The 23,124-nt window shown below is 38.9% G+C and carries 20 protein-coding genes and 3 tRNA genes; 6 read left to right on the top strand and 17 right to left on the bottom strand.

Annotated elements, in window-relative coordinates; translation table 11 throughout:
- Positions 1 to 11: 11 nt before the first annotated feature.
- From C1G57_RS11480 to C1G57_RS05610, 12 genes are all read right to left on the bottom strand, one after another.
- Positions 12 to 125, bottom strand: coding sequence for an SP_0009 family protein (locus C1G57_RS11480; RefSeq protein WP_032499024.1), 114 nt, complete (start codon positions 123 to 125; stop codon positions 12 to 14).
- A complete protein-coding gene (locus C1G57_RS05660) occupies positions 122 to 490 on the bottom strand; it encodes an FtsB family cell division protein (protein WP_044678578.1) in 369 nt (122 codons plus the stop codon). The genes C1G57_RS11480 and C1G57_RS05660 overlap by 4 nt, the downstream gene beginning before the upstream one ends.
- Positions 477 to 749: an RNA-binding S4 domain-containing protein gene (locus C1G57_RS05655; protein ID WP_044678580.1), complete on the bottom strand. Its 273-nt coding sequence runs from the start codon at positions 747 to 749 to the stop codon at positions 477 to 479. Before C1G57_RS05655 ends, C1G57_RS05660 begins: the two co-directional genes overlap by 14 nt.
- A gap of 50 nt (positions 750 to 799) precedes the next feature.
- A complete protein-coding gene (mfd, locus tag C1G57_RS05650; RefSeq protein WP_105114113.1) occupies positions 800 to 4,294 on the bottom strand; it encodes a transcription-repair coupling factor in 3,495 nt (1,164 codons plus the stop codon).
- Complete coding sequence (pth, locus tag C1G57_RS05645) at positions 4,294 to 4,863, bottom strand: aminoacyl-tRNA hydrolase (RefSeq protein ID WP_105114112.1); 570 nt, start codon at positions 4,861 to 4,863, stop codon at positions 4,294 to 4,296. The genes mfd and pth overlap by 1 nt, the downstream gene beginning before the upstream one ends.
- Before the next feature lie 54 nt (positions 4,864 to 4,917).
- Complete coding sequence (gene ychF, locus C1G57_RS05640) at positions 4,918 to 6,033, bottom strand: redox-regulated ATPase YchF (RefSeq protein ID WP_105114111.1); 1,116 nt, start codon at positions 6,031 to 6,033, stop codon at positions 4,918 to 4,920.
- Positions 6,034 to 6,116: 83 nt separating this feature from the next.
- Complete coding sequence (locus C1G57_RS05635) at positions 6,117 to 6,476, bottom strand: helix-turn-helix domain-containing protein (RefSeq protein WP_105114121.1); 360 nt, start codon at positions 6,474 to 6,476, stop codon at positions 6,117 to 6,119.
- Between the two features lie 103 nt (positions 6,477 to 6,579).
- Entirely contained in the window at positions 6,580 to 6,783 is a 204-nt protein-coding gene (locus tag C1G57_RS05630) for a DUF951 domain-containing protein (protein ID WP_004195358.1), read from the bottom strand.
- A 69-nt stretch (positions 6,784 to 6,852) separates the two neighbouring features.
- Positions 6,853 to 7,989, bottom strand: coding sequence for a DNA polymerase III subunit beta (gene dnaN, locus C1G57_RS05625; protein WP_105114110.1), 1,137 nt, complete (start codon positions 7,987 to 7,989; stop codon positions 6,853 to 6,855).
- A 153-nt stretch (positions 7,990 to 8,142) separates the two neighbouring features.
- Positions 8,143 to 9,510, bottom strand: a complete 1,368-nt coding sequence (gene dnaA / locus C1G57_RS05620) for a chromosomal replication initiator protein DnaA (RefSeq protein ID WP_105114109.1) — start codon at positions 9,508 to 9,510, stop codon at positions 8,143 to 8,145.
- Between the two features lie 202 nt (positions 9,511 to 9,712).
- Positions 9,713 to 10,477, bottom strand: coding sequence for a ParB/RepB/Spo0J family partition protein (locus C1G57_RS05615; protein ID WP_105114108.1), 765 nt, complete (start codon positions 10,475 to 10,477; stop codon positions 9,713 to 9,715).
- Positions 10,478 to 10,541: 64 nt separating this feature from the next.
- Positions 10,542 to 11,717, bottom strand: a complete 1,176-nt coding sequence (locus C1G57_RS05610; RefSeq protein WP_105114107.1) for a S1C family serine protease — start codon at positions 11,715 to 11,717, stop codon at positions 10,542 to 10,544.
- A gap of 191 nt (positions 11,718 to 11,908) precedes the next feature.
- Between C1G57_RS05610 and rlmH the strand changes: the two genes are divergently transcribed.
- Entirely contained in the window at positions 11,909 to 12,388 is a 480-nt protein-coding gene (rlmH, locus tag C1G57_RS05605; RefSeq protein WP_105114106.1) for a 23S rRNA (pseudouridine(1915)-N(3))-methyltransferase RlmH, read from the top strand.
- A gap of 24 nt (positions 12,389 to 12,412) precedes the next feature.
- Positions 12,413 to 13,087, top strand: a complete 675-nt coding sequence (locus tag C1G57_RS05600) for a YoaK family protein (RefSeq protein WP_105114105.1) — start codon at positions 12,413 to 12,415, stop codon at positions 13,085 to 13,087.
- Between the two features lie 7 nt (positions 13,088 to 13,094).
- Here the strand turns inward: C1G57_RS05600 and C1G57_RS05595 are convergent.
- A tRNA-Arg gene (locus C1G57_RS05595) sits at positions 13,095 to 13,168 on the bottom strand.
- Between the two features lie 113 nt (positions 13,169 to 13,281).
- Here C1G57_RS05595 and C1G57_RS05590 point away from each other — a divergent pair.
- Positions 13,282 to 13,353 (top strand) — tRNA-Glu (locus C1G57_RS05590).
- A 5-nt stretch (positions 13,354 to 13,358) separates the two neighbouring features.
- A tRNA-Asn gene (locus C1G57_RS05585) sits at positions 13,359 to 13,431 on the top strand.
- Positions 13,432 to 13,508: 77 nt separating this feature from the next.
- Here C1G57_RS05585 and C1G57_RS05580 read toward each other — a convergent pair.
- From C1G57_RS05580 to C1G57_RS05570, 3 genes are all read right to left on the bottom strand, one after another.
- Positions 13,509 to 16,088 (bottom strand): YfhO family protein, encoded by a 2,580-nt coding sequence (locus tag C1G57_RS05580; protein WP_105114104.1) that lies wholly within the window; start codon positions 16,086 to 16,088, stop codon positions 13,509 to 13,511.
- A 36-nt stretch (positions 16,089 to 16,124) separates the two neighbouring features.
- Entirely contained in the window at positions 16,125 to 17,747 is a 1,623-nt protein-coding gene (locus C1G57_RS05575) for an ABC-F family ATP-binding cassette domain-containing protein (protein ID WP_105114103.1), read from the bottom strand.
- A 228-nt stretch (positions 17,748 to 17,975) separates the two neighbouring features.
- Positions 17,976 to 18,848 carry a YitT family protein gene (locus C1G57_RS05570; protein WP_105114102.1) on the bottom strand — a complete coding sequence of 291 codons (873 nt, stop codon included), beginning with the start codon at positions 18,846 to 18,848 and terminating at the stop codon, positions 17,976 to 17,978.
- 359 nt (positions 18,849 to 19,207) lie between these two features.
- On the opposite strand from C1G57_RS05570, the gene trpS reads away from it, so the two are divergent.
- Together trpS and guaB are read left to right on the top strand one after the other, a co-directional pair.
- On the top strand, positions 19,208 to 20,233 hold the full coding sequence (gene trpS / locus C1G57_RS05565) for a tryptophan--tRNA ligase (RefSeq protein ID WP_105114101.1): 1,026 nt from the start codon (positions 19,208 to 19,210) through the stop codon (positions 20,231 to 20,233).
- Positions 20,234 to 20,462: 229 nt separating this feature from the next.
- A complete protein-coding gene (gene guaB, locus C1G57_RS05560; protein WP_105114100.1) occupies positions 20,463 to 21,944 on the top strand; it encodes an IMP dehydrogenase in 1,482 nt (493 codons plus the stop codon).
- Positions 21,945 to 22,028: 84 nt separating this feature from the next.
- On the opposite strand, the gene recF is transcribed toward guaB, so the two are convergent.
- Positions 22,029 to 23,123 (bottom strand): DNA replication/repair protein RecF, encoded by a 1,095-nt coding sequence (recF, locus tag C1G57_RS05555; RefSeq protein WP_105114099.1) that lies wholly within the window; start codon positions 23,121 to 23,123, stop codon positions 22,029 to 22,031.
- Between the last annotated feature and the right edge of the window lies 1 nt (position 23,124).

Here is a 23,124-nt window from a genome sequence, read left to right as displayed (position 1 = left end):
CTCCCTCCCTTCTATAAATCCTTTTCCTCTAATTTCAATTCCTGATTTTTTTGAGACAACTCTTCCAACTTCTCTTCCGAATGCTGTAGAAATTGCTCTACAATTTTAAAAATAGAATCTGTCATTTTGGTAACCCTGGAATATTGTAGACAAATTCCCCTTCTTTAGAGTATTGGTATTTGGCACGAACATATTTGGCAGCGTAATCTTCATTCTTTAATTTCGTAACCATTTCAGCTACTTGTTTTTGCTCTTTGGTCAATTCATCATAGTTTTTTTCTAATTCAGCTAACTTCTTTTCCTGTTGCTGAATAGTTGTATAGGTCACCACCAGATTATAGGCTGGCAACATAAATAAAAAGATAACCAAAACCAAAATAGCAGCCATGAAACGATTTTTCTGCTGACGCTCTGCCAATTTATTCTGAGATTTTGCACGTTCCGATTGAATAAAGGCATTATTCAACTGCAGGATTTTAGATTTTCTCATCTGCTTCTATCCTTTTTTCACTGACAATTTCATACATTTTCAGTGCATCTTCTTTTTTTGTAGAATCTTTCATTTCAAGGACTTTTACAGTTAGCAACTTATTGCCGAATTGGATTTCAACTTGATCATCAACTTTCAAATCTGTTGAAGATTTAGCCAAAATACCATTAACTTTTATTCTTCCCTTGTCAGCTACTTCCTTTGCAACTGTCCGACGCTTGATAATGCGAGAAACTTTTAAATATTTATCTAGTCTCATAAACTTACCTCAACTATATATTTTACCATTTTTTCATCTAATTGAGAAATTTATTCTGCCTTTCTGGTCTTGATTTCTTGTAACTTCTCCGCAAAAGAAATCAATTCTTCAATAATTTCAAAGTCTTTTTTCTGTTGAATGTTAAACACAACAGCTAGCTTTCCTTTATTTTCCGTTATCTGAGCTTTCAAATTCGTAGCAGATAGTGCTTCAAAGTAATCTTGCGTTAGGAAAATTTGACCAGCCATAGGTTCGAATGTCACTGTCACTTGATGTTGTCGTCTAAGAACTGTATGACAGAACACTTGATCTAAAAATGACTTCAATAGACCGATTTCAAGCAAGTAGGCTACTACATCAGGATACTCTCCAAAACGGTCCATCAATTCTTCCTGTAAATCTTGATAGTTTACACGGCTGTCAATGTTCTTGATACGCTTGTAAATTTCAATTTTTTGTCGCTGATCTCCAATATAATCACTCGGTAAGTAAGCATCAATCTGTAAATTAACCTCTGAATTGCTTTTCTGACGTTGAGCTGCCTTACCTTGTTTTTCTAAGATAGCTTGTTCTAAAAGTTGAGAATAGAGTTCGTAACCAACTGAATCAATAAAGCCAGATTGGGCAGCTCCCAGGATATTTCCCGCACCGCGAATAGACAAATCTTGCATGGCAATCTTGAAACCTGATCCTAGTTCTGTAAAGCCCTTGATTGCCTCCAAACGTTTTTCAGCTACTTCTGTCAAGGACTTGTCTGGACGGTACATGAGATAGGCATAGGCAATCCGACTGGAACGACCAACACGTCCTCGAAGTTGATAGAGAGTTGACAGTCCCATGTGATCGGCATTTTCAATAAATAAGGTATTCGCATTTGGAATATCAACACCTGTTTCAATGATTGTTGTGGTCACTAGAATATCATACTCACCTTCTACAAAGGCATAAAGGGTATTTTCAAGCTGAATTTCCGACATTTGACCATGGACATAACTGATGCTAGCTTCTGGAACTAATTCTTTTAATTCCGAAACTTTTTGCTCAATGGTGTCAACTTTATTGTAAAGATAGTAAACCTGTCCTCCACGATCTATCTCACGAAGCATTGCATCTCGAATAACGGAAGGATTTGTTTCCATAACATAGGTTTGGACAGGATAGCGATTGGTCGGTGGCGTCTCAATTACTGATAAGTCGCGAATTCCCAACATAGACATTTGTAAGGTACGAGGAATTGGGGTTGCAGTCAAGGTCAGAACATCAATCTTCTTTTTTAATTCCTTCAAGCGTTCCTTATGCTTGACACCAAACCGTTGCTCTTCGTCAATGACCAGTAAACCTAAATCGGCAAAAATAACATCTTTTGATAGCAGGCGATGGGTACCAATCAAAATGTCAACTTGACCTTTTTTCAGCTTCTCTAGTGTTTTTTCCTGCTCTTTTTTTGTTTTAAAACGGCTCATGACGTCCACATTGACAGGAAATTCAGCAAATCGTTCTTGGAAATTAGCATAATGTTGCTGGGCTAAAACAGTCGTTGGAACAAGAATAGCTACTTGCTTGCCATCATTGACAGCTTTGAAGGCAGCCCGCATGGCTACTTCTGTCTTACCAAATCCAACATCTCCTACTAACAGGCGATCCATTGGAGAGTCTTTTTCCATATCCTTTTTAATTTCATCTATGGAGCGGAGTTGATCGTCAGTTTCCACATGTGTAAAGTAGTTGTCAAATTCAACTTGATTTTCATCATCCGGTGAAAAGGCAAAACCTTTCAACTGACTACGTTCAGCGTAAAGCTTAATCAAATCATCCGCAATATCCTCGACTTGTTTCTGAACCTTTTGTTTAGTACGCTGGAAACGACCATCGTTTAGTTTATTGACCTTTGGAGCTTTTCCATCAGACGCTAAGTATTTGGAAAGGAGATCAATCTGCTCTACAGGAATGGAAATACGATCGGAGTTTTGATATTGAACTGTCACATAATCACGGTGAATACCTGAAATTTCAATGGTTTCTATCCCTAAATACTGACCGATTCCGTGAACATGGTGAACAACATAGTCACCAACAGCTAGCTCACTATAGTCCTTAATGCGCTCAGCATTAGAAATGTTTGTTCTACGGACCTTACGCTTAATCTTTTTATTAAAAATCTCTTTTTCAGTAATGAGAACTAACTTCTCATCCATCAAATGAAATCCAGAAGCTAGCTGTCCAATGGTCACTTGTTGCTGACCTTCTACTAATTTATCCGATGAATAGGTAGGTAGCTGAATATCATACTCCTGTAAAGATTTTTGTAAAGTCTGTAAACTCGCTTCAGAACTTGCTTGAATAATGACTGTATTCTTCGATTTAGCATACCGAGTTAGTTCTTCTTTCAATAAGGGAATTTGATGGAAAAATTCCTGCATAGGATGTTGGGTAAATTGATAGAGGGCATCAAATTTTACATTTCCCAACCCCTTTTGAAAACTTGAAAAGAAGGTGGCAGGTTTATATTTTCTTAATTCCGAATAGGTAGATGCAAAATAGTTTAAACTTGACACTGATTTACCCTTTTGTAAATCATCTGTCAATAACTCTGCTGATTCTTTTTCGAATTGAGCCTGCTTATCAGCGATTTTATGAAAATCATCCAAAAATAAGGGGGATCCCTTTGGCAAATAATCTAGCAATGTCCAAGATTGTTCATATAAAAATGATAGAAATTTTCGTAAATCGGGATGACGATATTCTGTTTGCATATCCGCCAAAACTTCCCGTAAATAAGACTGCTGCTCTTCTATATGCGATTGTTCTATAGCTGTTTCAATACTACTGCAGGCACGTTCATAGTCAGTAGCTGTCAAAAGAATATCCGATGCTGGAGCAATGCTGATGCTATCCAAATTTTCTAAAGATTTTTGACTGTCGACATCAAAGATACGAATGCCATCAATCTCATCTCCAAAAAATTCTAAACGATAGGGAGCCTCAGCTTGCATATCAAAAACATCTAGGATGTCTCCTCGTTGGCTAAATTCTCCTTGAGTTAAAACTCGTGAAACCTTTTTATAGCCTGTATTGACAAGTTTCTTTACAAGACTGTCAACTTCTATTTCTTGACCAACCTCAATTTGAATCTTTGACTGTTTGAAAATTTCTGGATTTGGTAAAAGTACCCTACATGCAGCCATGCTGACAACTAGAACTCCTGACTGAGTTGGATCAGTCAGAAAATTCAAGCTATCAATTCTTGACTGCGTTCGTTCCTTAGAAGCGAAAACAAACTCTGCAATCGGACTATCATCTGTAAAGAAGTTGTAAACATTCTCACTACCTATAATGGCTGATAAATCTGTAGCCAACCTCTCCGCTTCATTCTGACTAGCCGTTACAATCATTATTTTCTCAGCCAAACTATCATAGGCAGTCGCCATGACTAATGACTTACTGGTTCCAGACAATCCTAATAGTAACTGACGTGTTGATTTGTTTAAACCAGACTGCCATTGATTGATCTGCTTGTTCTTGTGAAGTATATCTAGTATATTCATTAGCCATTAAACTTTCTCATAATGGTATCAAAATCATCTTCTTCCAAATAGAAGTTGACAGCCTTGTCAAGTTTATCTAGTGCTAAGTCGATTTCAATACGGTCTTCTGTGTCAAATCCTGATAGTACATGGTTGACAACACTCATTTTTCCTTTTGGTCGTCCAATACCAATCTTGATACGGTCAAATTCCTGTGTGCCAATATGCTTAACAATGGACTTAATCCCATTGTGGCCACCTGCCGAACCTTTTTGTCGGAAACGGATTTTTCCTACTGCCATGTCCAAATCGTCGTAAGCCACCAAGATATCCTTTTCATCCAAACCATAGTAGGCCATCAAGGCATGGACTGCCTTGCCTGATTCGTTCATGAAGGTGGTTGGTTTGACCAGGTAAATTTTTTCACCGTCAATAAAGGTTGTGGCAATATCTGCTTGGAAAATCTTGTCATGACTAAAAGTCACATTTTCACGCTTGGCAATCTTATCCAACAACATAAAGCCGACATTGTGCTTAGTTTCAAAATAGCGGTCCCCAGGATTTCCTAGGCCGATAATCAATCGTGTCATTTTTTCTCCTTAAATACCAAAAGGCTGGAAAATACTTTCCAACCTGATTGCCTATTATACGTTGAAGCGGAACTCCATGATGTCCCCATCTTGAACAACGTACTCTTTTCCTTCCTCACGAAGGCGTCCTGCTTCTTTAACAGCCTTCTCAGATCCGTAGGTCATCAAATCATCATAGGACATAGTTACCGCACGGATAAAGCCTTTTTCAAAGTCTGAATGGATGATACCAGCGGCTTGTGGAGCCTTGATTCCACGCTTGAAAGTCCAGGCACGAACTTCTTTTTCCCCTGCTGTAAAGTAGGTGCCAAGTCCAAGCAAGTGGTAGGCTGCACGTGTTAATTTGTCCACGCCAGATTCTGTTAAACCAAGGGCTTCCAAAAACTCACCCTTATCTTCATCGTCAAGTTCTGAAATTTCTTCTTCAGCACGCGCAGAAATCACCACCACTTCTGCATTTTCTGTTGCCGCAAAGTCACGGATTTGCTGAACATAGCTGATAGAGTCAGGATCTGCTACCTTGTCTTCATCGACGTTGGCAACATAGAGGACTGGCTTAGTGGTCAAGAGGAAGAGTTGCTTAACGATTTTTTGTTCTTCATCTGTGAAGTCAACTGTACGAGCAGATTTTCCGTCTTCTAGGACAGGTTTGATTTTTTCAAGGACTGCAAATTCTGCGACAGAGTCCTTGTCTTTTTGCGTACGGGCCATTTTTTCTACACGGGCATAGCGTTTGTTAATACTCTCTAGGTCCGCCAAAATCAATTCTAGGTTAATGGTGTCAATATCTGCGATTGGATCCACAAAGGCGTCTTCACGGCCTTGTTCACGCATAACATTTTCATCATCAAAAGCACGCACCACGTGGACAATGGCATCAACTTCGCGGATATTGGCCAAGAATTTATTTCCAAGCCCCTCACCTTTAGAAGCACCTTTTACGATACCAGCAATATCGGTAAATTCAAAAGTGGTTGGAACTGTCTTTTTAGGGGTGATGAGCTCTGTCAACTTCTGCAAACGCTCATCTGGCACTTCTACCATGCCGACGTTTGGATCAATGGTCGCGAAAGGATAGTTGGCAGCTTCTGCTCCTGCCTTGGTAATTGCGTTAAATAGGGTTGATTTACCAACGTTTGGCAAACCGACGATTCCTGCTGTTAAAGCCATGTTTTTTACTCTCCAATTAAAAATTCAATCATGACTATTATAGCAGAAAAATAGAGAAAAAGCTTGCCGATTGGCAAGCTTCGTTAAAAATAATGCTTAATAAACATTGCACATAAGAAGACAATGAAAAAAAGAATGAGAAAGACAAAATCTCCTCTTGTAAGAGGTCGTTTGGATTCTTCGTTCAAGTATTCCCAAACATTCATTTTTCCTCGTTGTTCCACCACAATTTCCTTCTCAGGTTCTTTTCTTAAAACCAGATAATCCAGACTGACACCAAAAATTTCTGCCAGCTGGACCAGTTTGTCGATGTCTGGCGTTGCTTCACCATTTTCCCATTTGGAAACAGCCTGACGGGAAATATAGAGTTTCTCTGCTAAGTCATCTTGAGACAAATTTTGACCAGTACGTAACTTTTTAATTTGCTGTGCTAACTGATTCATGGTCATGTCCTCCTCTTTTTTCTAAGTCTATTATAGTTTAGAAAGGAACAGTTGACTAGCACTTTTTAGGAAAAATTCGCAACCAGCAGTTGCAAACTGTCAACTAGGCTTCGCTCGGCAGCACTTGTTTCATTTTTCGTTCAAAATCATGCCGGCTCATCATAACCACATGGTCACAGTTGCTACAACGGATTTTGATATCCGCGCCTAGGCGGATAACCTCCCATTTATTGGCCTTCTTGCCGGTCGATTTGATGACACAGGCATGGGGCTTTTTCATTTCGACAAATGATCCTAATTGGTACATAGATACTCCTTTAGTCCTATTTCTTTCAGTATAACATAAAAACGGCTAGGCTAGCCGTTTATGATTAAATTAGTTTGTCCGAACCGGTGTGACTAATTGAACGAGGTCATCCCCTTCGCTATTTGGTACCACTGTAAATGGACGGACTGATGAGATAAAGCTGATTTTGACCTGCTCACTATTTGTAGCCTTCAAGGCTTCGATCAAGTAAGTCGGGTTAAAACTAATCACCAAATCTTCACCTGTCACTTCTAAGGTGTCTAATTCTTCATTTACACGACCGACCTCTGGAGAGTTTACATGAGCTGTGACAATATTGTTGGCAATCTCAAGTTTCACTGTACCATTTTGTGTCGCATTGGAAAGCAGACGGGCACGTTCCATCGAATGACGGAGATTGGCTGTGTCAAATACAGCAACTGTTTTGAATTCTGTTGGAATCAGGCGATCTGTATCTGGATAGGTTCCTTCAAGCAAACGTGTATAGAAGCTAATATGCTCGCTTCTGAAAAGAATTTGATTGTTTGAGAAGAATACTTCCACAGTTTCAATATCATCTGTGAAAACAACTGTAAATTCGCGAAGAGAACGGCTTGGGATCACCACGTTAAAGTCATCGCCTGCTTTTTCAAGAACCAATTTACGTTGGCTCATACGGTGTGAATCTGTGGCAACTGTTTTTAGATTTTTATTATCTGTCAAAACAAAGTGAACACCGGTTAGTATTGGGCGACTTTCTTGCAAGGAAGCTGCAAAGGCTGTTTCGTTGATAGTTTGTTTGAGTACTTTTGTTTCTAGGACCAAAGGTTTTGAAGTCGGTACTTCTTGTAGACGAGGATACTGTTCAGCATCTTTCCCCTTTAGGGTGATTTCTGACTTACCGCTTGTTAATACAACTTGCTTTTGTTCAATTTCATTAAAATCAAGTACGACATCAGGTAGGCTAGAAACCACATTGATAAAGAATCCAGCTTCTAAAAGAATGGCACCTGGAGAAGTTATCAACAGACCTGCGTTTTCATCCTGAGTAGAAATAAAATGTTCGATAGAAATTTGTCCATTGGAACCTGTTAAGGTAATTCCATCACTAGTTACTGTAATTTTAACTGTTGAAAGAATTGGAATAGCATTTTTTGTGCTGATTGCTCGCTTGGTTGTATTCAGTGCTTGGAGAAATACATTTTTGTTGATTGAAAATTGAATCATGGAAACTCCTTTATTTATTATTTATAAGGTTAGTAGTAGTAGTAGGCCCTGTGTATTCTGTGGAAAAGTGGCTCAAATCCTTTTTCTTTAAGAAAAATCGCTTGTTCACAACTTGTGGAAAAATAGACGTATTTTTAAAAACTTATACACAGGCTAGCGAATTTTATTTTTGATGCTGGTAATTTCAATTTCTAAATTATCATCGTCCATTAGTAAGCTCTTAATCTTATTATAGGCGTGCATCACAGTCGTATGGTCACGATTACCAAATTCTCTACCGATTTTTGGTAGGGAATTATCTGTCATTTCACGGGCTAAAAACATAGCCACTTGTCGCGCGTGAACAATATGTTGGACGCGTTTTGACCCCTTTATTTCTTTCAGGCTAACTCCATAGAAATTTCCAACTTCTGTTTGGATTTTTTCAATCGGAATCACCATATTTTGAGGATTGGTTTGCTTTCTGGAGCGGATGGCTTCGGCAGCCACTTCTACTGTTATCTCAGACAGATTGCGCATGGTAGCCAGTAGGTTAATGTCTTTTAATGCTCCCTCAAGGTCACGGACATTGGAATCAAATTGACCTGCTAAGTAGGACAGGGTATCATTAGTGAAATCATAGGGGAAAGCCTCACATTTATTGCGTAAAATGGCAATACGGGTTTCAAAGTCAGGAGGTGTGATTTCACTCGTTAAGCCCCATTTAAAGCGAGTCACTAACCGTTCTTCAAGGTTGTCCAGATAGTCTGGGTTACGATCACTGGTCAGAACAATCTGCTTATTTTTTTGGTGGAGTGCATTGAAAGTATGAAAGAATTCTTCTTGTGTGGTTTCCTTTTTTTGAATGGATTGGATATCATCAATCAGAAGTAAATCAAGATTACGGTAGGTTTCCTTGAATTGCTTCATCTTGTTTAACCGCATGTGCTCCAATAATTCATTGATAAAGGTTTCAGATGAAACATATTTGATTCTTGCATGAGGATTGTCTGCTAGGACCTTATTACCGATTGCATTTAGAATATGAGTTTTCCCTAAACCAGGTCCACCAAATATAAAGAGCGGATTATAGAGCTCTCCTAAGTTATCAGAAACAGCCAATGCTGCTGCCTTGGCCCAATGATTGTTATCTCCTTGGACAAAATTTGAAAAGGTATATTGGGGCTTTATATCAGAATGGACAGGTTGCAGTACCTCTTCTACCATATCAGTTCTTGAAACTGGCTTAGAAGGTTTGTATGGAGTTCTGTTAGTAGGAATTACGTCAGTTACTTCCTCTGTAAATTGATAACGAGTAGTTAGTGGTTCACCGAAAATCTCAAAACTAGCCGCAATCATCAACTCTTCAAAGTTTGTTTCCCAGAAATCTTTTTTAAAGGGACGATTTAAGAAAATAGTGGCTACTTGTTGTTCAATACTCAGTAATTTTGCATCTGCAACGTAAAAATCATAAATAGAAGCTTTGAAACTTGCTTGGACCAGTTCGATAAATCGTTGCCAGAATTGTTGTTCTTTGTTCATAATTTCCTCCTCTCATTTTCTATTGGTTAGACTAGTGTACCATAAAAAGCAAAAGTTTTCCACAGATACTTTTTAAAATCCACACTGTTAAGAAAAGTTTTCCACAGGATGTGAATAAAAGCTAGAACCTGTGTAGATTCTAGCTTTTTATCGTTAATGCTTTGTGGAAAAAGGTGTTTATTCGAAAATTCTATAAACAGGCTTATTTTAAATTGTTGATAATTCGTTCAAATTCTTCCAGGTTGTTAAAGTGAATTCGGATTTCTCCACTGCCATTTTTTTTCTGAAGAATGTTTGTCGTGGTTCCAAGTAGCTGGTTGAGCACTCCTTCTTGTTCCTTTATAAATTGATTTTTAGGTTTTGATCTTGTTTTTTTACTTTTCTTCTTAGATAGGGTGTTTTCAAGTTCTCGGACAGTCAAATCTTTTTCGATGATTGCATGAAGCCACTCAGCTTGTTTTTCCTCTGAAAATGCAATGAGCTGACGCGCGTGCCCTTGTGAAATTTTTCCTTCTTTAAGAGCTTCTTGAGTTTGTTCTGAAAGATTTAGTAATCGAAGGAGGTTGCTGATATAGGGACGTGATTTTCCCATAATCTGAGCGATTTCGTCATGTGTCAGGCCCTTGCTAATGAGTTTCTGATAGGAAGTGGCCTCTTCTATTGGATTTAAGTCTGAACGCTGTAAATTTTCAATGATTGCCTGATAGAGCAAGTCATCATCGCTTAATTCTTTTACAATAGCAGGAATTTCTGTCATTCCTGCTAGTTGACTGGCTCTCCATCTTCTTTCACCTGCTAGGAGTTCATAACCAATAATAGATGACTTCCTTACGATAATCGGTTGAATTAGACCATTTTCTTTGATAGATTGCGCCAGCTCTTCTAACTTCTCTTCATCAAAATGAATTCTAGGTTGGTAGGGATTGGGTTGGATATCTGAAATGTTTATAATACGTAGTTCTTCCATATAGGCCTATTTTAGCAAAAAAAAACAGACTTTACAATCTTGTAAAGTCTACTTTGTTTTATTTTTACTGTAGTTGATCTGTAGAGTGTGTCAACTTGATGTCAACTGTCTGTTTCTTATTGTTTCTATAGTAGGTAATAGTAATTGTATCCCCAACCTGGTGCTTGTAAAGGGCACTCTGTAAATCACTCTTGTTTTCGATAGTTTCTCCGTCAATATCTGTAATTACATCGTAGGTTTCGAATTTTCCATCTGCAGGAAGTCCAGCTTGTGTAGAAACAACGATGACACCAGATGTCAAATCAGTATTAGTTAGACCGGCTTTTTCGAGTTGACTGGTTGACAAATCTGTCAAGTTAACCATGTGAACGCCGAGGGCAGGACGACTGACCTTTCCATCTTTTTCAAGTTGATTGATAATGGATACGGCATCGTTTGAAGGAATTGCAAATCCCATCCCTTCAACTGCCACTCCAGAACTACTTAAAGAACTAGAGGTAATTTTGCTAGACGTAATCCCGATAACTTGACCTTGAATATTGATGAGTGGTCCACCGGAATTACCAGGGTTAATGGCTGTATCTGTCTGAATAGCATTGGTAGAAATGGTTTGCCCATCTTCAGACTGAGAGGTGACAGTCCGACTGAGACTGGATATAATTCCTTGTGTGACAGTATTTGCATAAACACTTCCCAATGGGCTACCGATGGCGATGGCTGTTTCACCAACTTTAATGGTGTCAGAGTCTGCGAATTCAGCTACTGCTGTCACCTTGTCTGCAGCGATTTTAATAACGGCTATGTCAGAATAGGTATCGGCTCCAACTAATTCCCCAGCTACTTTTTCTCCCGAAGCTAACAGAATATCAATTTTTTCTGCATTATTGATCACGTGGGTATTGGTTACAATATAGGCAGTGTTTCCATCTTTCTTATAGATAACACCAGACCCTTCCCCAGCTACTGCTAATTCGTCGGAACTAGCAATATTTCCAAAAATGGCACTTAGACTATTACTTGCTGCAGTTTGGTAATTGATAACGGAAACAACGGCGTTTTGCACCTTTTCAACTGCCTGAGTTGTAGAAGTTTCATTATCATATTGGACATTGCTGACGCTGGTAATAGCTGAGTTGGCTTGCTGGACCTGTGGTTGAAAGATAGATGCAGTCAACGCTCCAGCTAAACCGCCAACAAAACCAACTATAAATAGAATAGCAAATTTCAAATATTTTTTCATATAGAGGATTCTTTTCCTTTCTTACATTTTCCTTAAGATTACTCCTGCTTTCTTAATTATAGCTTAAAGTTTTCAAAAATCAATCCACAACCTGTGGATAACCACATGAATAATGTGAACAAACTCTGATTTTCTGAGATTTTTTCGGAATTAAGTCTACTAGAAGCCTGTGGATATGTTACAATATTTTTATGAAAATAAAATTGATTACCGTTGGAAAATTGAAAGAGAAATATCTCAAAGATGGGATAGCAGAATATAGTAAACGATTGGGTCGTTTTACCAAGTTGGAGCTGATTGAGTTTGCAGATGAAAAGACACCTGACAAGGCAAGTCAGGCCGAAAATGAACAAATATTGAAAAAAGAGGCTGAGCGAATTATGGCTAAAATCAGCGATCGTGATTATGTTATTGCTCTAGCTATTGAAGGTAAACAGTTTCCATCTGAGGAGTTCAGTAAGAAATTATCTGATATTACAGTGAGCGGCTATTCCGACATTACCTTTATCATTGGCGGTAGCCTAGGTTTGGATCCTCAAGTGAAGAAAAGAGCCAATTTACTGATGAGTTTTGGTCAACTAACCCTTCCTCATCAACTAATGAAATTGGTTCTTATCGAGCAAATTTATCGTGCTTTTATGATCCAACAAGGTAGTCCCTACCATAAATAGTTTCACGTGAAACAAGGAGTTAGAATGAATCAGAAAGATTATCGTGTTTTTGAAGGATTACGCGTAGCTTGTTCCTTGACCTTTATCAGTGGTTATCTCAATGCCTTTACCTATGTGACCCAAGGTGGACGTTTTGCAGGTGTACAATCTGGTAATGTGATCTCTCTTGCTTACTATATGGCCAAGGGAGATCTTGTTCAAGTAGTTAATTTTTGTATCCCTATTTTATTTTTTGTGTTTGGACAATTTTTCACCTATTTAGCCAGGAGGTATTTTGAAAAAAAATCTTGGTCCTGGCACTTTGGAAGTAGTCTCATTATGTTGATTTTCATCCTATTGACTATCTTCTTATCCCCTATTATGCCTGCTTATTTTACCATTGCAAGTTTGGCCTTTGTAGCTTCTATTCAGGTGGAAACCTTTAGAAGATTGAGAGGGGCACCCTATGCCAATGTTATGATGACTGGTAATGTAAAAAACGCAGCCTATCTGTGGTTTAAAGGTATGATTGAACAAGACGCAGAGCTGAAAAAGACAGGGAGAAATATTTTATTTACCATTATAGGATTTATGTTAGGTGTTATTATTGCAACCCAACTGTCTTTTCAATTTGAAGAATATGCCTTAATCGGAATTCTCATCCCTGTCCTTTATATCAATTATAAATTATGGCAAGAAAAAAGACCTATCTCACGATAGGTCAATATGATTCCAGCAGGATTCGAACCTGCGACCGTTCGCTTAGAAGGCGAATGCTCTATCCAGCTGAGCTATGGAACCTTAACTACTTTATTGTACATTAAACAACTAACTCTGTCAATACGGTAAAAATTTTTAAAAAAGTGTTGACAAAAAATAGGTGGTGTATTATACTAGTTATTGTTCTGAAAAATGGTCCGTTGGTCAAGGGGTTAAGACACCGCCTTTTCACGGCGGTAACACGGGTTCGAATCCCGTACGGACTATTCTTTCCGCCATAGCTCAGTCGGTAGAGCGCATGACTGTTAATCATGATGTCACAGGTTCGAGCCCTGTTGGCGGAGTAGATAAAGCATAGGAAACCTTGAGAAATCAAGGTTTTATTTTTTAAAATTAAAAAGAAAACATCTCAGTAATTCATTCATACTGAGATGTTTTTAGTATACTTGTGTTTAAAAATTTGGTAGCTAGTAAAAAGAATGAGAGCGCATATAGAAATAATGAAACCTAGGTAAAATCCTTGAGGTGTAAAGGTAAGAATTGCTTGTGCTTGTCCTGGCTTGACATCGATTTTCATAAAGCCCTTTTGAGCTCTATGAATTTTTACTGGCTTACCATCAATAGTTGCAGACCACCCCTTATCGTAAGGCAGAGTAAAAAGAAGTGATGCTTCATTCTCTGTTTCAAAATCAACAGTTACCTTATTTCCCTCAGCTTGTGTCACCACTTGCTTTTCTTTTAGAACAGTGGCAGCTTCTTGGAAAGCAAGTAAATCAATACGATAAAACTGTGGTTTATCGAAGGAAACTTGATTATTTTCAGGGAAATGGATGTCAACTTGGACTACCTGTTCTTCTGAAAAACTACCGATATTAAAGAAAGAAAAGGCATTATCCAGTGTAAATTCACTTGACTGATTATTGACAGTGATGACAACTTTCTTATGATTTTCATTTGAAAAAGTTATCTTTGGTAAATTGAGGTAAACCTGACTATTTGCAGGTACTGTTAAGGTGTAACTAATCTTAGCATTCGTTTCCTCACTTGCTTTATTCACAGTGATGCGATTTCCCAACTCTGTAGCATTTTGAACAGAGCTAATTGGAATGCTGTAGTAATATTTATGATTTAGTCCCGATAATTGATTGAGAAAATTGGTTTGGTTGTCAAGTGTGAGATTCGTAAACTTGACATCCTTGTAAACTTGATTAGTGAGAATAGCTAAACCTTGATTAAAACTACTTTCATAGAGATTGATGGTATCGGAACTTTTATAAAGTGAAAAACCAAATTTATTTGGATCAAGGGTTGCAAGATTATATTTTATACCAAATAAGCTATCAGCGATAATTGTATTGTTTTGATAGCGGAGGTTGAGGTTGGTTCCATCTGAACGGAAACCTAATTTATCTAGGACTGAGCTAGAAGCTCTATTACGGATAGAAGAAAATTGCGAAATACCATTGTAGTTATACTTCATACTATCGTTTCCAGTTTGTGGTAATAGTCGTTCAGTACGATAGAAACTAGTGTTATCAGATGTAGCAGTCTTTACAAGATTGTCAATATCTGTCAATTTTTCTTCATAATTGGAGCGACTAGGGAAATGCCACTCTTGAGATAATCCCTGTACCTGATAATGTGTATGGATACTGATTTCAAACAGCCCAAAGAGTAGGAAAATAGTAGCAATCCATTTAGCTGATAGTCGGTGACGAAATAGGAGTAAGAATAGAATACTGTATAGAATGAGAAATTCAAGTGTCAATAAGAAGTTGACATCTTCTAAGAATGCGTACTGTTCTCTAAAGAAAAAAGTCAGTAAGAAGCCTAGCGTTAGAAAAGCAATTACTCTATAGAAGTTTTTAAGGGAAATCTGCTTTAATCGGATGCTGGTTTCTGCAGCCAGATAGATGAGGACAGTAGATAAAACCCAGGCATATCGATAGAGAAACATATTTGGAGCATGCATTCCTTGCCAAAACAGGTTGAGAGGTTGTAAATAGAAGCTGGCCAGAATGGTTGCTAGTAATAGAGCATAAGATAGCTTTACACGCCATTTTATCTCTTTCAAAGTAAAGAATAGGATGGTCAGTAGAATTGGTAGTAAACCTACATAAATCATCGGAATTGAACCGAATTTTGTTGTATCAAAACTACCGACTAAATTCTTAGCAAAAAAGTCTAAATACCAAGAGTCTTCCGTTTTTAAGTTGACAATCTTTGTAAAGGTCTCTCCGTGCGTTTTTAAGTCTAAGTATGTAGGAAGCAACATGAATAGACTGCTAAGGGCGGATAGAATTGACACTACTGTAAAGTTAAGAAAAATCTTTATTCTTTGTTTCTCTAACCAAGATAATTGAACTAGCGTCCATAAGGTTAGAAAAATAGCAGTCATGTAACCGAAGTAATAGTTTTGGACAAATAGACAGGTCAAAGCTATATAGTAAATAATTTGATTTTTTCCTTCCATCAATCGATGTAGACCGAGAAGGATAATAGGAATGAGGATGAAGACATCTAGCCAGCTATTGATTTCTAGTTGACTGGTAGAGAAGCTCATCAAAGAGTAGGATGTAGACAGGAGAAGAGCCCAAACGCTATCTATTTTTTGATAAATCCCTTTTAAACTGTAATAGGTTGACAACCCTATCAATCCAAACTTGACAATAGTGACAAGATAGAGGGCGTCGGGCATGGATTGTAAATCAAAGAAGAATACAAGTGGGGAAAGGAAGGAGCCTAGATAGTAGGAGGATAGGGCATAGAAATTCAAACCTAGACCACTTGTAAAGGTATAAAAGAGAGAACCGTTCCCATGTAAAGTATTTCGTAAAGTTTGATTAAAGATAACATACTGATGAAAGCCATCACTGGCTAAAATAGTGGTGTCACTACCAAACCAAATACCTTGAAAGGCTAGGACAAGTGAAATAATGCCTAGAGGTATCAAAAAGGCTAGGAGATAATAAGTAGATTTTTTTTTAAAGATTGTTTTCATAGATTTAAAAGAAAAGGCGAATGAATCGCCTTTTTATTATGCTTTCCAAAGTTCTTGTACTTTAGCTTGTACTTCAGCGTTTTCCAAGAATTCGTCATAGGTTTCGTCAATACGGTCAATGACGCCATTTTTTGAAATAACGATGATGTGGTTAGCAAGTGTTTGGATAAATTCGTGGTCATGGCTAGCAAAGATGATAGACTCTTTGAAGGTTTTCAAACCATCGTTCAGACTGGAAATAGATTCCAAGTCTAAGTGGTTGGTTGGGTCATCCAATACCAAGACATTTGATTTGAGAAGCATGAGTTTTGACAACATCACGCGCACCTTTTCGCCCCCTGACAAGACGTTGACAGGTTTATTAACCTCATCGCCAGAGAAGAGCATGCGACCTAAGAAACCACGCAAGAAGGTATTGTCATCTTCTTCCTTGCTGGCAAATTGACGGAGCCAATCAAGGATAGATTCGTTTGTATCGAAGTCACGAGTATTGTCTTTTGGTAAGTAGGATTGACTAGTAGTGACACCCCACTTGACAGTACCTTCATATTCAATATCGCCCATAAGAGCACGGATAAGAGCAGTCGTTTGAATGTCATTTTGACCAATGAGAGCAGTCTTGTCACCTGGACGCAGGATAAAGCTGATATTGTCTAAGATTGTTTCACCGTCGATGACAACTTTCAAGTTTTCAACAGTCAAGAGGTCATTACCGATCTCACGTTCTGCCTTGAAGTTGATAAATGGATACTTACGGCTAGAAGGGATAATTTCTTCCAATTCGATTTTATCCAGCATCTTTTTACGTGAAGTGGCTTGCTTAGACTTTGAGGCATTGGCAGAAAAACGGGCAACGAATTCTTGCAACTCTTTGATTTTTTCTTCTGCTTTTGCGTTACGGTCTGCTTGCAAACGAGCAGCCAATTCACTGGATTGTTTCCAGAAGTCGTAGTTACCAACGAAAATCTTGATTTTTCCAAAGTCTAGGTCGGCCATGTGGGTACATACTTTGTTGAGGAAGTGGCGGTCGTGGGATACGACGATAACCGTATTTTCAAAGTCAATCAGGAAGTCTTCCAACCAGTTGATGGACTGAATATCCAAACCGTTGGTTGGCTCGTCCAAAAGAAGAACATCTGGTTTACCAAATAGTGCCTTAGCCAAGAGAACTTTGACCTTCTCACCGTTGGTCAATTCGCTCATGTTTTGGTAGTGGAGGTCTTCTGAAATGTTGAGGTTTTGGAGTAATTGTGAAGCTTCACTTTCAGCTTCCCAACCACCAAGTTCAGCAAACTCACCTTCTAATTCAGCGGCACGAACACCATCTTCATCAGAAAAATCTTCCTTCATGTAAATGGCATCTTTTTCTTTCATGATGCTGTAAAGTTGCTCATTCCCCATGATAACAACGTCAATCACGCGCTCATCTTCATAGTCGAAATGGTTCTGACGAAGAACAGATAAACGTTCATCTGGACCGAGTGAGATATGACCTGTTGATGGCTCGATGTCACCTGCAAGGATTTTCAAGAAAGTTGATTTACCAGCACCATTGGCACCAATCAATCCGTAGGTATTTCCTGCTGTAAACTTGATGTTGACATCGTCAAATAATTTGCGGTCGCTAAAGCGGAGCGACACATCTGATACTGTAAGCATAGTTTCTCCTCTATTTCTGTCTATTAGTTTTATTGTACTAGAAAGAACTTGAATTTTCAATGAATTATAGTCTTTTAGTTTGCTTTTAGTACTAGGCAACAAGTTGCAGATAGCTTCAATAGTCCAGTGGACTATTGAAGGTTGGAAATCATACTTACGATAGTAAGTAACATTCGTGTAGTACGGCAAAGCGAGTTAACGACGTAATAAAAGATAAACTAAATGACGTTACATTGGAATCAAGATATCTTCATCGTAGTGTTTGTGGTCTTTCTGTAAACTGAAGCCACGTCCACGCACCTGACTCGCAGGCATAACAACCATAAAGGCAGTTTCATCAATTTCTAATACCGCTGTCTCCAGTTTCTGCATTTCTGGAATAGAGATGGTAGTCATCAACATACGCTTGTCCACCCCTGTAAAGCCACCGATAATTGGAAGTTCTGTTACACCGCGATCAGCAACTTTTGTGATGTAGTCTTTGATTTGACTTGATTTTTGAGAAATAATCATGACATTTCGAGATGATTGGGTACCGGACATCATGCGGTTGACAATGTAAGTAATGGTCATAAGGGCAATGATGGAGTGCATGACAGTATCTGGGTCAAAAGCGATAAAACCTAGTCCGACGATTATTCCGTCGATGATAGCCATTGTTACTCCTAGAGAGAGAGGAGTGTATTTATGGATAAATTGAATGAGGATACCTGTACCACCGGTAGAAGAGTTTCCTAGGAAGACAAGTCCAAGCCCAAAACCAAGAATAATCCCTCCAAAAATAGCAGCAAGCAAAGGGTTTTCTGTCAAGCTTGGTAAACCTGCTGTCAACTTGATGCAAAATGGATAAATGATAGCGCCGTAAACTGTTTTAACAAAGACAGACTTTCCTAGAAACACCCAACAAATAATGAGCAAAGGAATGTTGCAGTAGAGAACAAAATCAGCAGGATTCCAGCCCAAGAGCGTATTGAGTGCTATAGCAAGACCTCCAACTCCTCCAGAAACAATATTATTCTCTAAAAATAGACTGTTAAAACCAACAGCCATGATAATGGAACCCAAAGTTACATAGGCAAAATCTTTGATCCGTTCTTTCATAGCTTCTCCTTATTTGAATATCATAGAATGCAACTTCTATTATCCCTAAAATCCAGCTTATCGTCAAGGCTTGGAAGTATTGACTTTCTATTTTTTAAAAGATATAATAGAGTTCAATCAGAAGAGTAGGTAATCTTCCATTTTTAGAGAGCTTGTGGTCGCTGTAAACAGGTAATGGTGATTGGTGAATGGACTGATTTTATAATGAATTCGAACCAATAAGGATTCGGCTAGCAGGCCTTATGTGCATAGAGATGGGAGTATGTTCTCCTAAGTAAGGTGGTACCGTGTCCTTGACGCCCTTGCACAGTTTCTGTGCGTGGGCTTTTTTTATGAAAATTATCAGATGAGGTGAAGGAATGACCAAACCAATTATTTTGACGGGAGACCGTCCAACAGGTAAACTCCATATCGGCCACTATGTTGGCTCCTTGAAAAATCGTGTTCTACTGCAAAATGCTGGACAACATGAACTATTTGTCTTTTTAGCTGACCAACAAGCCTTGACAGACCATGCCAAAGAACCACAAAAAATTATCGAATCAGTTGGTAATGTGACATTGGACTATCTTGCAGCAGGACTTGACCCAGCTAAGACAACGATTTTTATCCAAAGTCAAATTCCTGAATTGGCAGAGTTGACCATGTACTACATGAACTTGGTATCTGTGGCTCGTTTAGAACGCAATCCGACAGTGAAGACGGAGATTGCTCAGAAGGGATTTGGCGAAGGAATTCCAGCTGGTTTCTTGGTCTATCCTGTGTCACAAGCGGCGGACATTACAGCCTTCAAGGCAAATTTTGTCCCTGTTGGAAATGACCAGAAACCGATGATTGAGCAGACCCGTGAAATCGTTCGTAGCTTTAACCATGCTTATCAGACGGATATTTTGGTGGAGCCAGAGGGCATCTATCCTGAAAATGAGGCAGCTGGTCGCTTGCCAGGTTTGGACGGTAATGCCAAGATGTCTAAGTCACTTGGAAATGGGATTTACTTGGCAGATGACATGGATACACTCAAAAAGAAAGTCATGTCCATGTACACAGATCCAAACCACATTCGTGTAGAAGACCCAGGTAAGATTGAAGGAAATATGGTTTTCCACTATCTTGATGTTTTCGGACGTGAAGAAGATAAGGCTGAGATTGAGGCGATGAAGGAGCATTACCAGCGTGGTGGCTTGGGTGATGTGAAAACCAAACGCTATCTTCTTGACATTTTAGAACGGGAACTGGGACCAATCCGTGAGCGTCGAATCGAGTTTGCCAAAGACATGGGGCAAGTCTATGCTATGTTAGAAGCAGGCAGCCAAAAAGCTCGTCAGGTCGCAGCTACTACCCTTGATCAAGTCAAAGGGGCTATGGGAATTAACTACTTTAAATAAGGTTAACGATGGAAGAGCAATGTTTAAAAAACGTTGCTTTTTTCATTTGTTTTATAATAAAGTAAAAACCAAACGTTCGAATTTCTAAAAGGAAGTGGTAAAGAATTTTCTGAATTTTTATTATTCCCTGTTTTAATGCGAATAATATTTGACAAATGATTTCAAAATGTTATCATAAATAAAATAATTGTAGCGATAGCTAGTAACAAAAAAAGAAAAGAGGAAGAAAATGTCAAACTGGGACACTAAATTTTTGAAAAAAGGCTTTACCTTTGATGATGTATTACTTATTCCGGCTGAAAGTCATGTATTGCCACATGATATTGATTTAAAAACGCAATTAGCACCAAATTTGACCCTTAATCTTCCGATTATTTCTGCTGCCATGGATACTGTAACAGATAGCAAAATGGCTATTGCTATGGCACGTGCAGGTGGCTTGGGTGTTATCCATAAGAATATGTCTATTGCAGAACAGGCTGAAGAAGTGCGTAAGGTAAAACGTTCTGAAAATGGTGTCATTATCGATCCATTCTTCTTAACTCCTGAGCACACAATCGCAGAGGCTGAGAAACTCATGGGGACCTACCGTATCTCTGGTGTGCCAATTGTAGAAACCATGGAAAATCGTAAGTTGGTTGGTATCATCACCAATCGTGATATGCGTTTTATTTCGGATTACTCACAGCCAATTTCTACAAACATGACTAGCGATGGCTTGGTAACAGCACCAGTTGGAACAGACTTGGCGACAGCTGAGGCTATTCTTCACAAGCATCGTATTGAAAAATTACCATTGGTTGATGAAAATGGTCGTTTGTCTGGCTTGATTACCATCAAAGATATTGAGAAAGTCATTGAGTTCCCAAATGCTGCGAAGGATGAATTTGGTCGTCTCTTGGTTGCGGGTGCTGTTGGTGTCACATCTGATACTTTTGAACGTGCAGAAGCCCTTTTTGAAGCGGGTGCTGATGCCATTGTCATCGATACAGCTCACGGTCACTCAGCAGGTGTTCTTCGCAAGATTAAAGAAATCCGTGACCATTTCCCAACTCGTACCTTGATTGCAGGTAACATTGCCACAGCTGAAGGCGCTCGTGCTCTTTATGAGGCTGGTGTGGATGTTGTCAAGGTCGGTATTGGCCCAGGTTCCATCTGTACAACACGTGTCATCGCAGGTGTTGGTGTACCACAAGTGACTGCTATCTATGATGCAGCTGGTGTTGCGCGTGAATTTGGCAAAACCATTATCGCTGATGGTGGTATCAAGTATTCAGGTGATATCGTTAAGGCACTTGCTGCTGGTGGTCACGCAGTTATGCTTGGTTCTATGTTTGCAGGAACGGACGAAGCACCAGGTGAGACAGAAATCTTCCAAGGTCGTAAGTTCAAGACCTATCGTGGTATGGGTTCTATCGCAGCCATGAAACAAGGTTCAAAAGACCGTTACTTCCAAGCATCTGTCAATGAAGCCAACAAGCTTGTTCCAGAAGGAATTGAAGGACGTGTAGCTTATAAAGGTTCAGTTGCAGATATGATTTTCCAAATGGTTGGTGGACTTCGCTCAGGTATGGGCTATGTAGGTGCTGGTAACTTGGCTGAATTGCATGAAAATGCACAATTCATCGAAATGTCAGGTGCTGGTTTGAAAGAAAGCCATCCACACGATGTTCAAATCACAAACGAAGCTCCAAACTATTCAGTACAATAAACAAAAATAAGACCCTGATTGACAGGGTCTTTGCTATGTTGTAAACAAAGTTGACAAATTTGTAAAGATTTTTGTAAACACCCGTTATTCCGACTCCGTAACCTTACCAGACTCAATATGGAAGATTTTTAAACTATTTGGTAGCCTATGTAAATGGTCTAAAGATGTCGTTGTAATAAATGTTTGAATCGTATCCGTAATAGTTTCTAGTAGTTTGATTTGGCGATTATTATCCAGCTCACTCATAACATCGTCCAAGAGTAGAATTGGGTATTCTCTTGTGACTTCCTTCATCAGCTCGATTTCAGCCAGTTTGAGTGATAGAACGAGACTGCGGTGCTGACCTTGGCTACCATAATGGGCATTCATTCCATTTATAAAGAAAGCGACATCATCCCGATGTGGTCCAACTCCTGTATTTTTCTTAAATAAATCACGTTTACGAGACTTTTCAAGTTCTGTCAAGAATTTGTCAATTAAATTGACATCATCTGTCAATCCGATTGAGGTTTGATATTCGATAGTCAGTTCTTCCCGACTGCCAGATATTTCCTGAACTTTTCTGTTTCCAAATTCCTCTAGTTTTTTGAGGAAATCAAGTCGATGTTGGATGACACGACTGCCATATTCAGCTAGTTGCTGGTCAAGTACAGATAGAAAGGTTTCGTCTACTTTGTCAGTGGATTTTAGGTAGGCATTACGTTGTTTGAGAGTGTGGTTATAATTAGTCAAATCAGAGAGGTAGAGTGGCTTGATTTGACCGAGCTCGACATCGATGAACTTTCTTCTCAGAGCAGGCGCACCTTTAATCAGCTGTAAATCTTCTGGTGCAAAGAGGACTACATTCATATGCCCTATATAGTTGGATAGTTTGGCTTGCTTGAGATGATTAACCTTGGTAATTCGTCCCTTTTCTGTCAAGTGGATGTCAAGTGGTACTTTACCATTTGTACGATGGAGTAAACCAGAAATAGACAGCTCTTTTTCTTGAAATTGGAGCAGGTCCCTGTCCGTTCGAGTACGGTGGCTACGTGTCAAGGCTAAAAAGTAAATAGATTCCAAAATATTGGTTTTACCTTGGGCATTTTCACCCAAAAAGACATTGAGTCCTTTGTTGAACTCAATATCTTGTTGACTGTAGTTGCGAAAGTGCCGTAATTCTAATCTTTCAAGCCACATG

The organism is Streptococcus suis (assembly GCF_002960425.1).
In the GTDB taxonomy this organism is placed as follows: Bacteria; Bacillota; Bacilli; order Lactobacillales; family Streptococcaceae; genus Streptococcus; species Streptococcus suis_S.
This window is presented reverse-complemented; position numbering and strand designations above follow the sequence as displayed.

Excerpts from the sequence above, each read along its gene's own strand:
- C1G57_RS11480 (WP_032499024.1), bottom strand. The coding sequence starts at position 125 with ATGACAGATTCTATTTTTAAAATTGTAGAGCAATTTCTACAGCATTCG.
- C1G57_RS05610 (WP_105114107.1), bottom strand. The coding sequence starts at position 11,717 with ATGAAAAAATATTTGAAATTTGCTATTCTATTTATAGTTGGTTTTGTT.
- C1G57_RS05630 (WP_004195358.1), bottom strand. The coding sequence starts at position 6,783 with ATGTACCAATTAGGATCATTTGTCGAAATGAAAAAGCCCCATGCCTGT.
- mfd (WP_105114113.1), bottom strand. The coding sequence starts at position 4,294 with ATGAATATACTAGATATACTTCACAAGAACAAGCAGATCAATCAATGG.
- pth (WP_105114112.1), bottom strand. The coding sequence starts at position 4,863 with ATGACACGATTGATTATCGGCCTAGGAAATCCTGGGGACCGCTATTTT.
- C1G57_RS05580 (WP_105114104.1), bottom strand. The coding sequence starts at position 16,088 with ATGAAAACAATCTTTAAAAAAAAATCTACTTATTATCTCCTAGCCTTT.
- C1G57_RS05635 (WP_105114121.1), bottom strand. The coding sequence starts at position 6,476 with ATGAATCAGTTAGCACAGCAAATTAAAAAGTTACGTACTGGTCAAAAT.
- C1G57_RS05655 (WP_044678580.1), bottom strand. The coding sequence starts at position 749 with ATGAGACTAGATAAATATTTAAAAGTTTCTCGCATTATCAAGCGTCGG.
- dnaA (WP_105114109.1), bottom strand. The coding sequence starts at position 9,510 with ATGAACAAAGAACAACAATTCTGGCAACGATTTATCGAACTGGTCCAA.
- C1G57_RS05570 (WP_105114102.1), bottom strand. The coding sequence starts at position 18,848 with ATGAAAGAACGGATCAAAGATTTTGCCTATGTAACTTTGGGTTCCATT.
- ychF (WP_105114111.1), bottom strand. The coding sequence starts at position 6,033 with ATGGCTTTAACAGCAGGAATCGTCGGTTTGCCAAACGTTGGTAAATCA.
- C1G57_RS05615 (WP_105114108.1), bottom strand. The coding sequence starts at position 10,477 with ATGGAAGAACTACGTATTATAAACATTTCAGATATCCAACCCAATCCC.
- recF (WP_105114099.1), bottom strand. The coding sequence starts at position 23,123 with ATGTGGCTTGAAAGATTAGAATTACGGCACTTTCGCAACTACAGTCAA.
- trpS (WP_105114101.1), top strand. The coding sequence starts at position 19,208 with ATGACCAAACCAATTATTTTGACGGGAGACCGTCCAACAGGTAAACTC.
- guaB (WP_105114100.1), top strand. The coding sequence starts at position 20,463 with ATGTCAAACTGGGACACTAAATTTTTGAAAAAAGGCTTTACCTTTGAT.
- C1G57_RS05600 (WP_105114105.1), top strand. The coding sequence starts at position 12,413 with ATGAATCAGAAAGATTATCGTGTTTTTGAAGGATTACGCGTAGCTTGT.
- dnaN (WP_105114110.1), bottom strand. The coding sequence starts at position 7,989 with ATGATTCAATTTTCAATCAACAAAAATGTATTTCTCCAAGCACTGAAT.
- C1G57_RS05575 (WP_105114103.1), bottom strand. The coding sequence starts at position 17,747 with ATGCTTACAGTATCAGATGTGTCGCTCCGCTTTAGCGACCGCAAATTA.
- C1G57_RS05660 (WP_044678578.1), bottom strand. The coding sequence starts at position 490 with ATGAGAAAATCTAAAATCCTGCAGTTGAATAATGCCTTTATTCAATCG.
- rlmH (WP_105114106.1), top strand. The coding sequence starts at position 11,909 with ATGAAAATAAAATTGATTACCGTTGGAAAATTGAAAGAGAAATATCTC.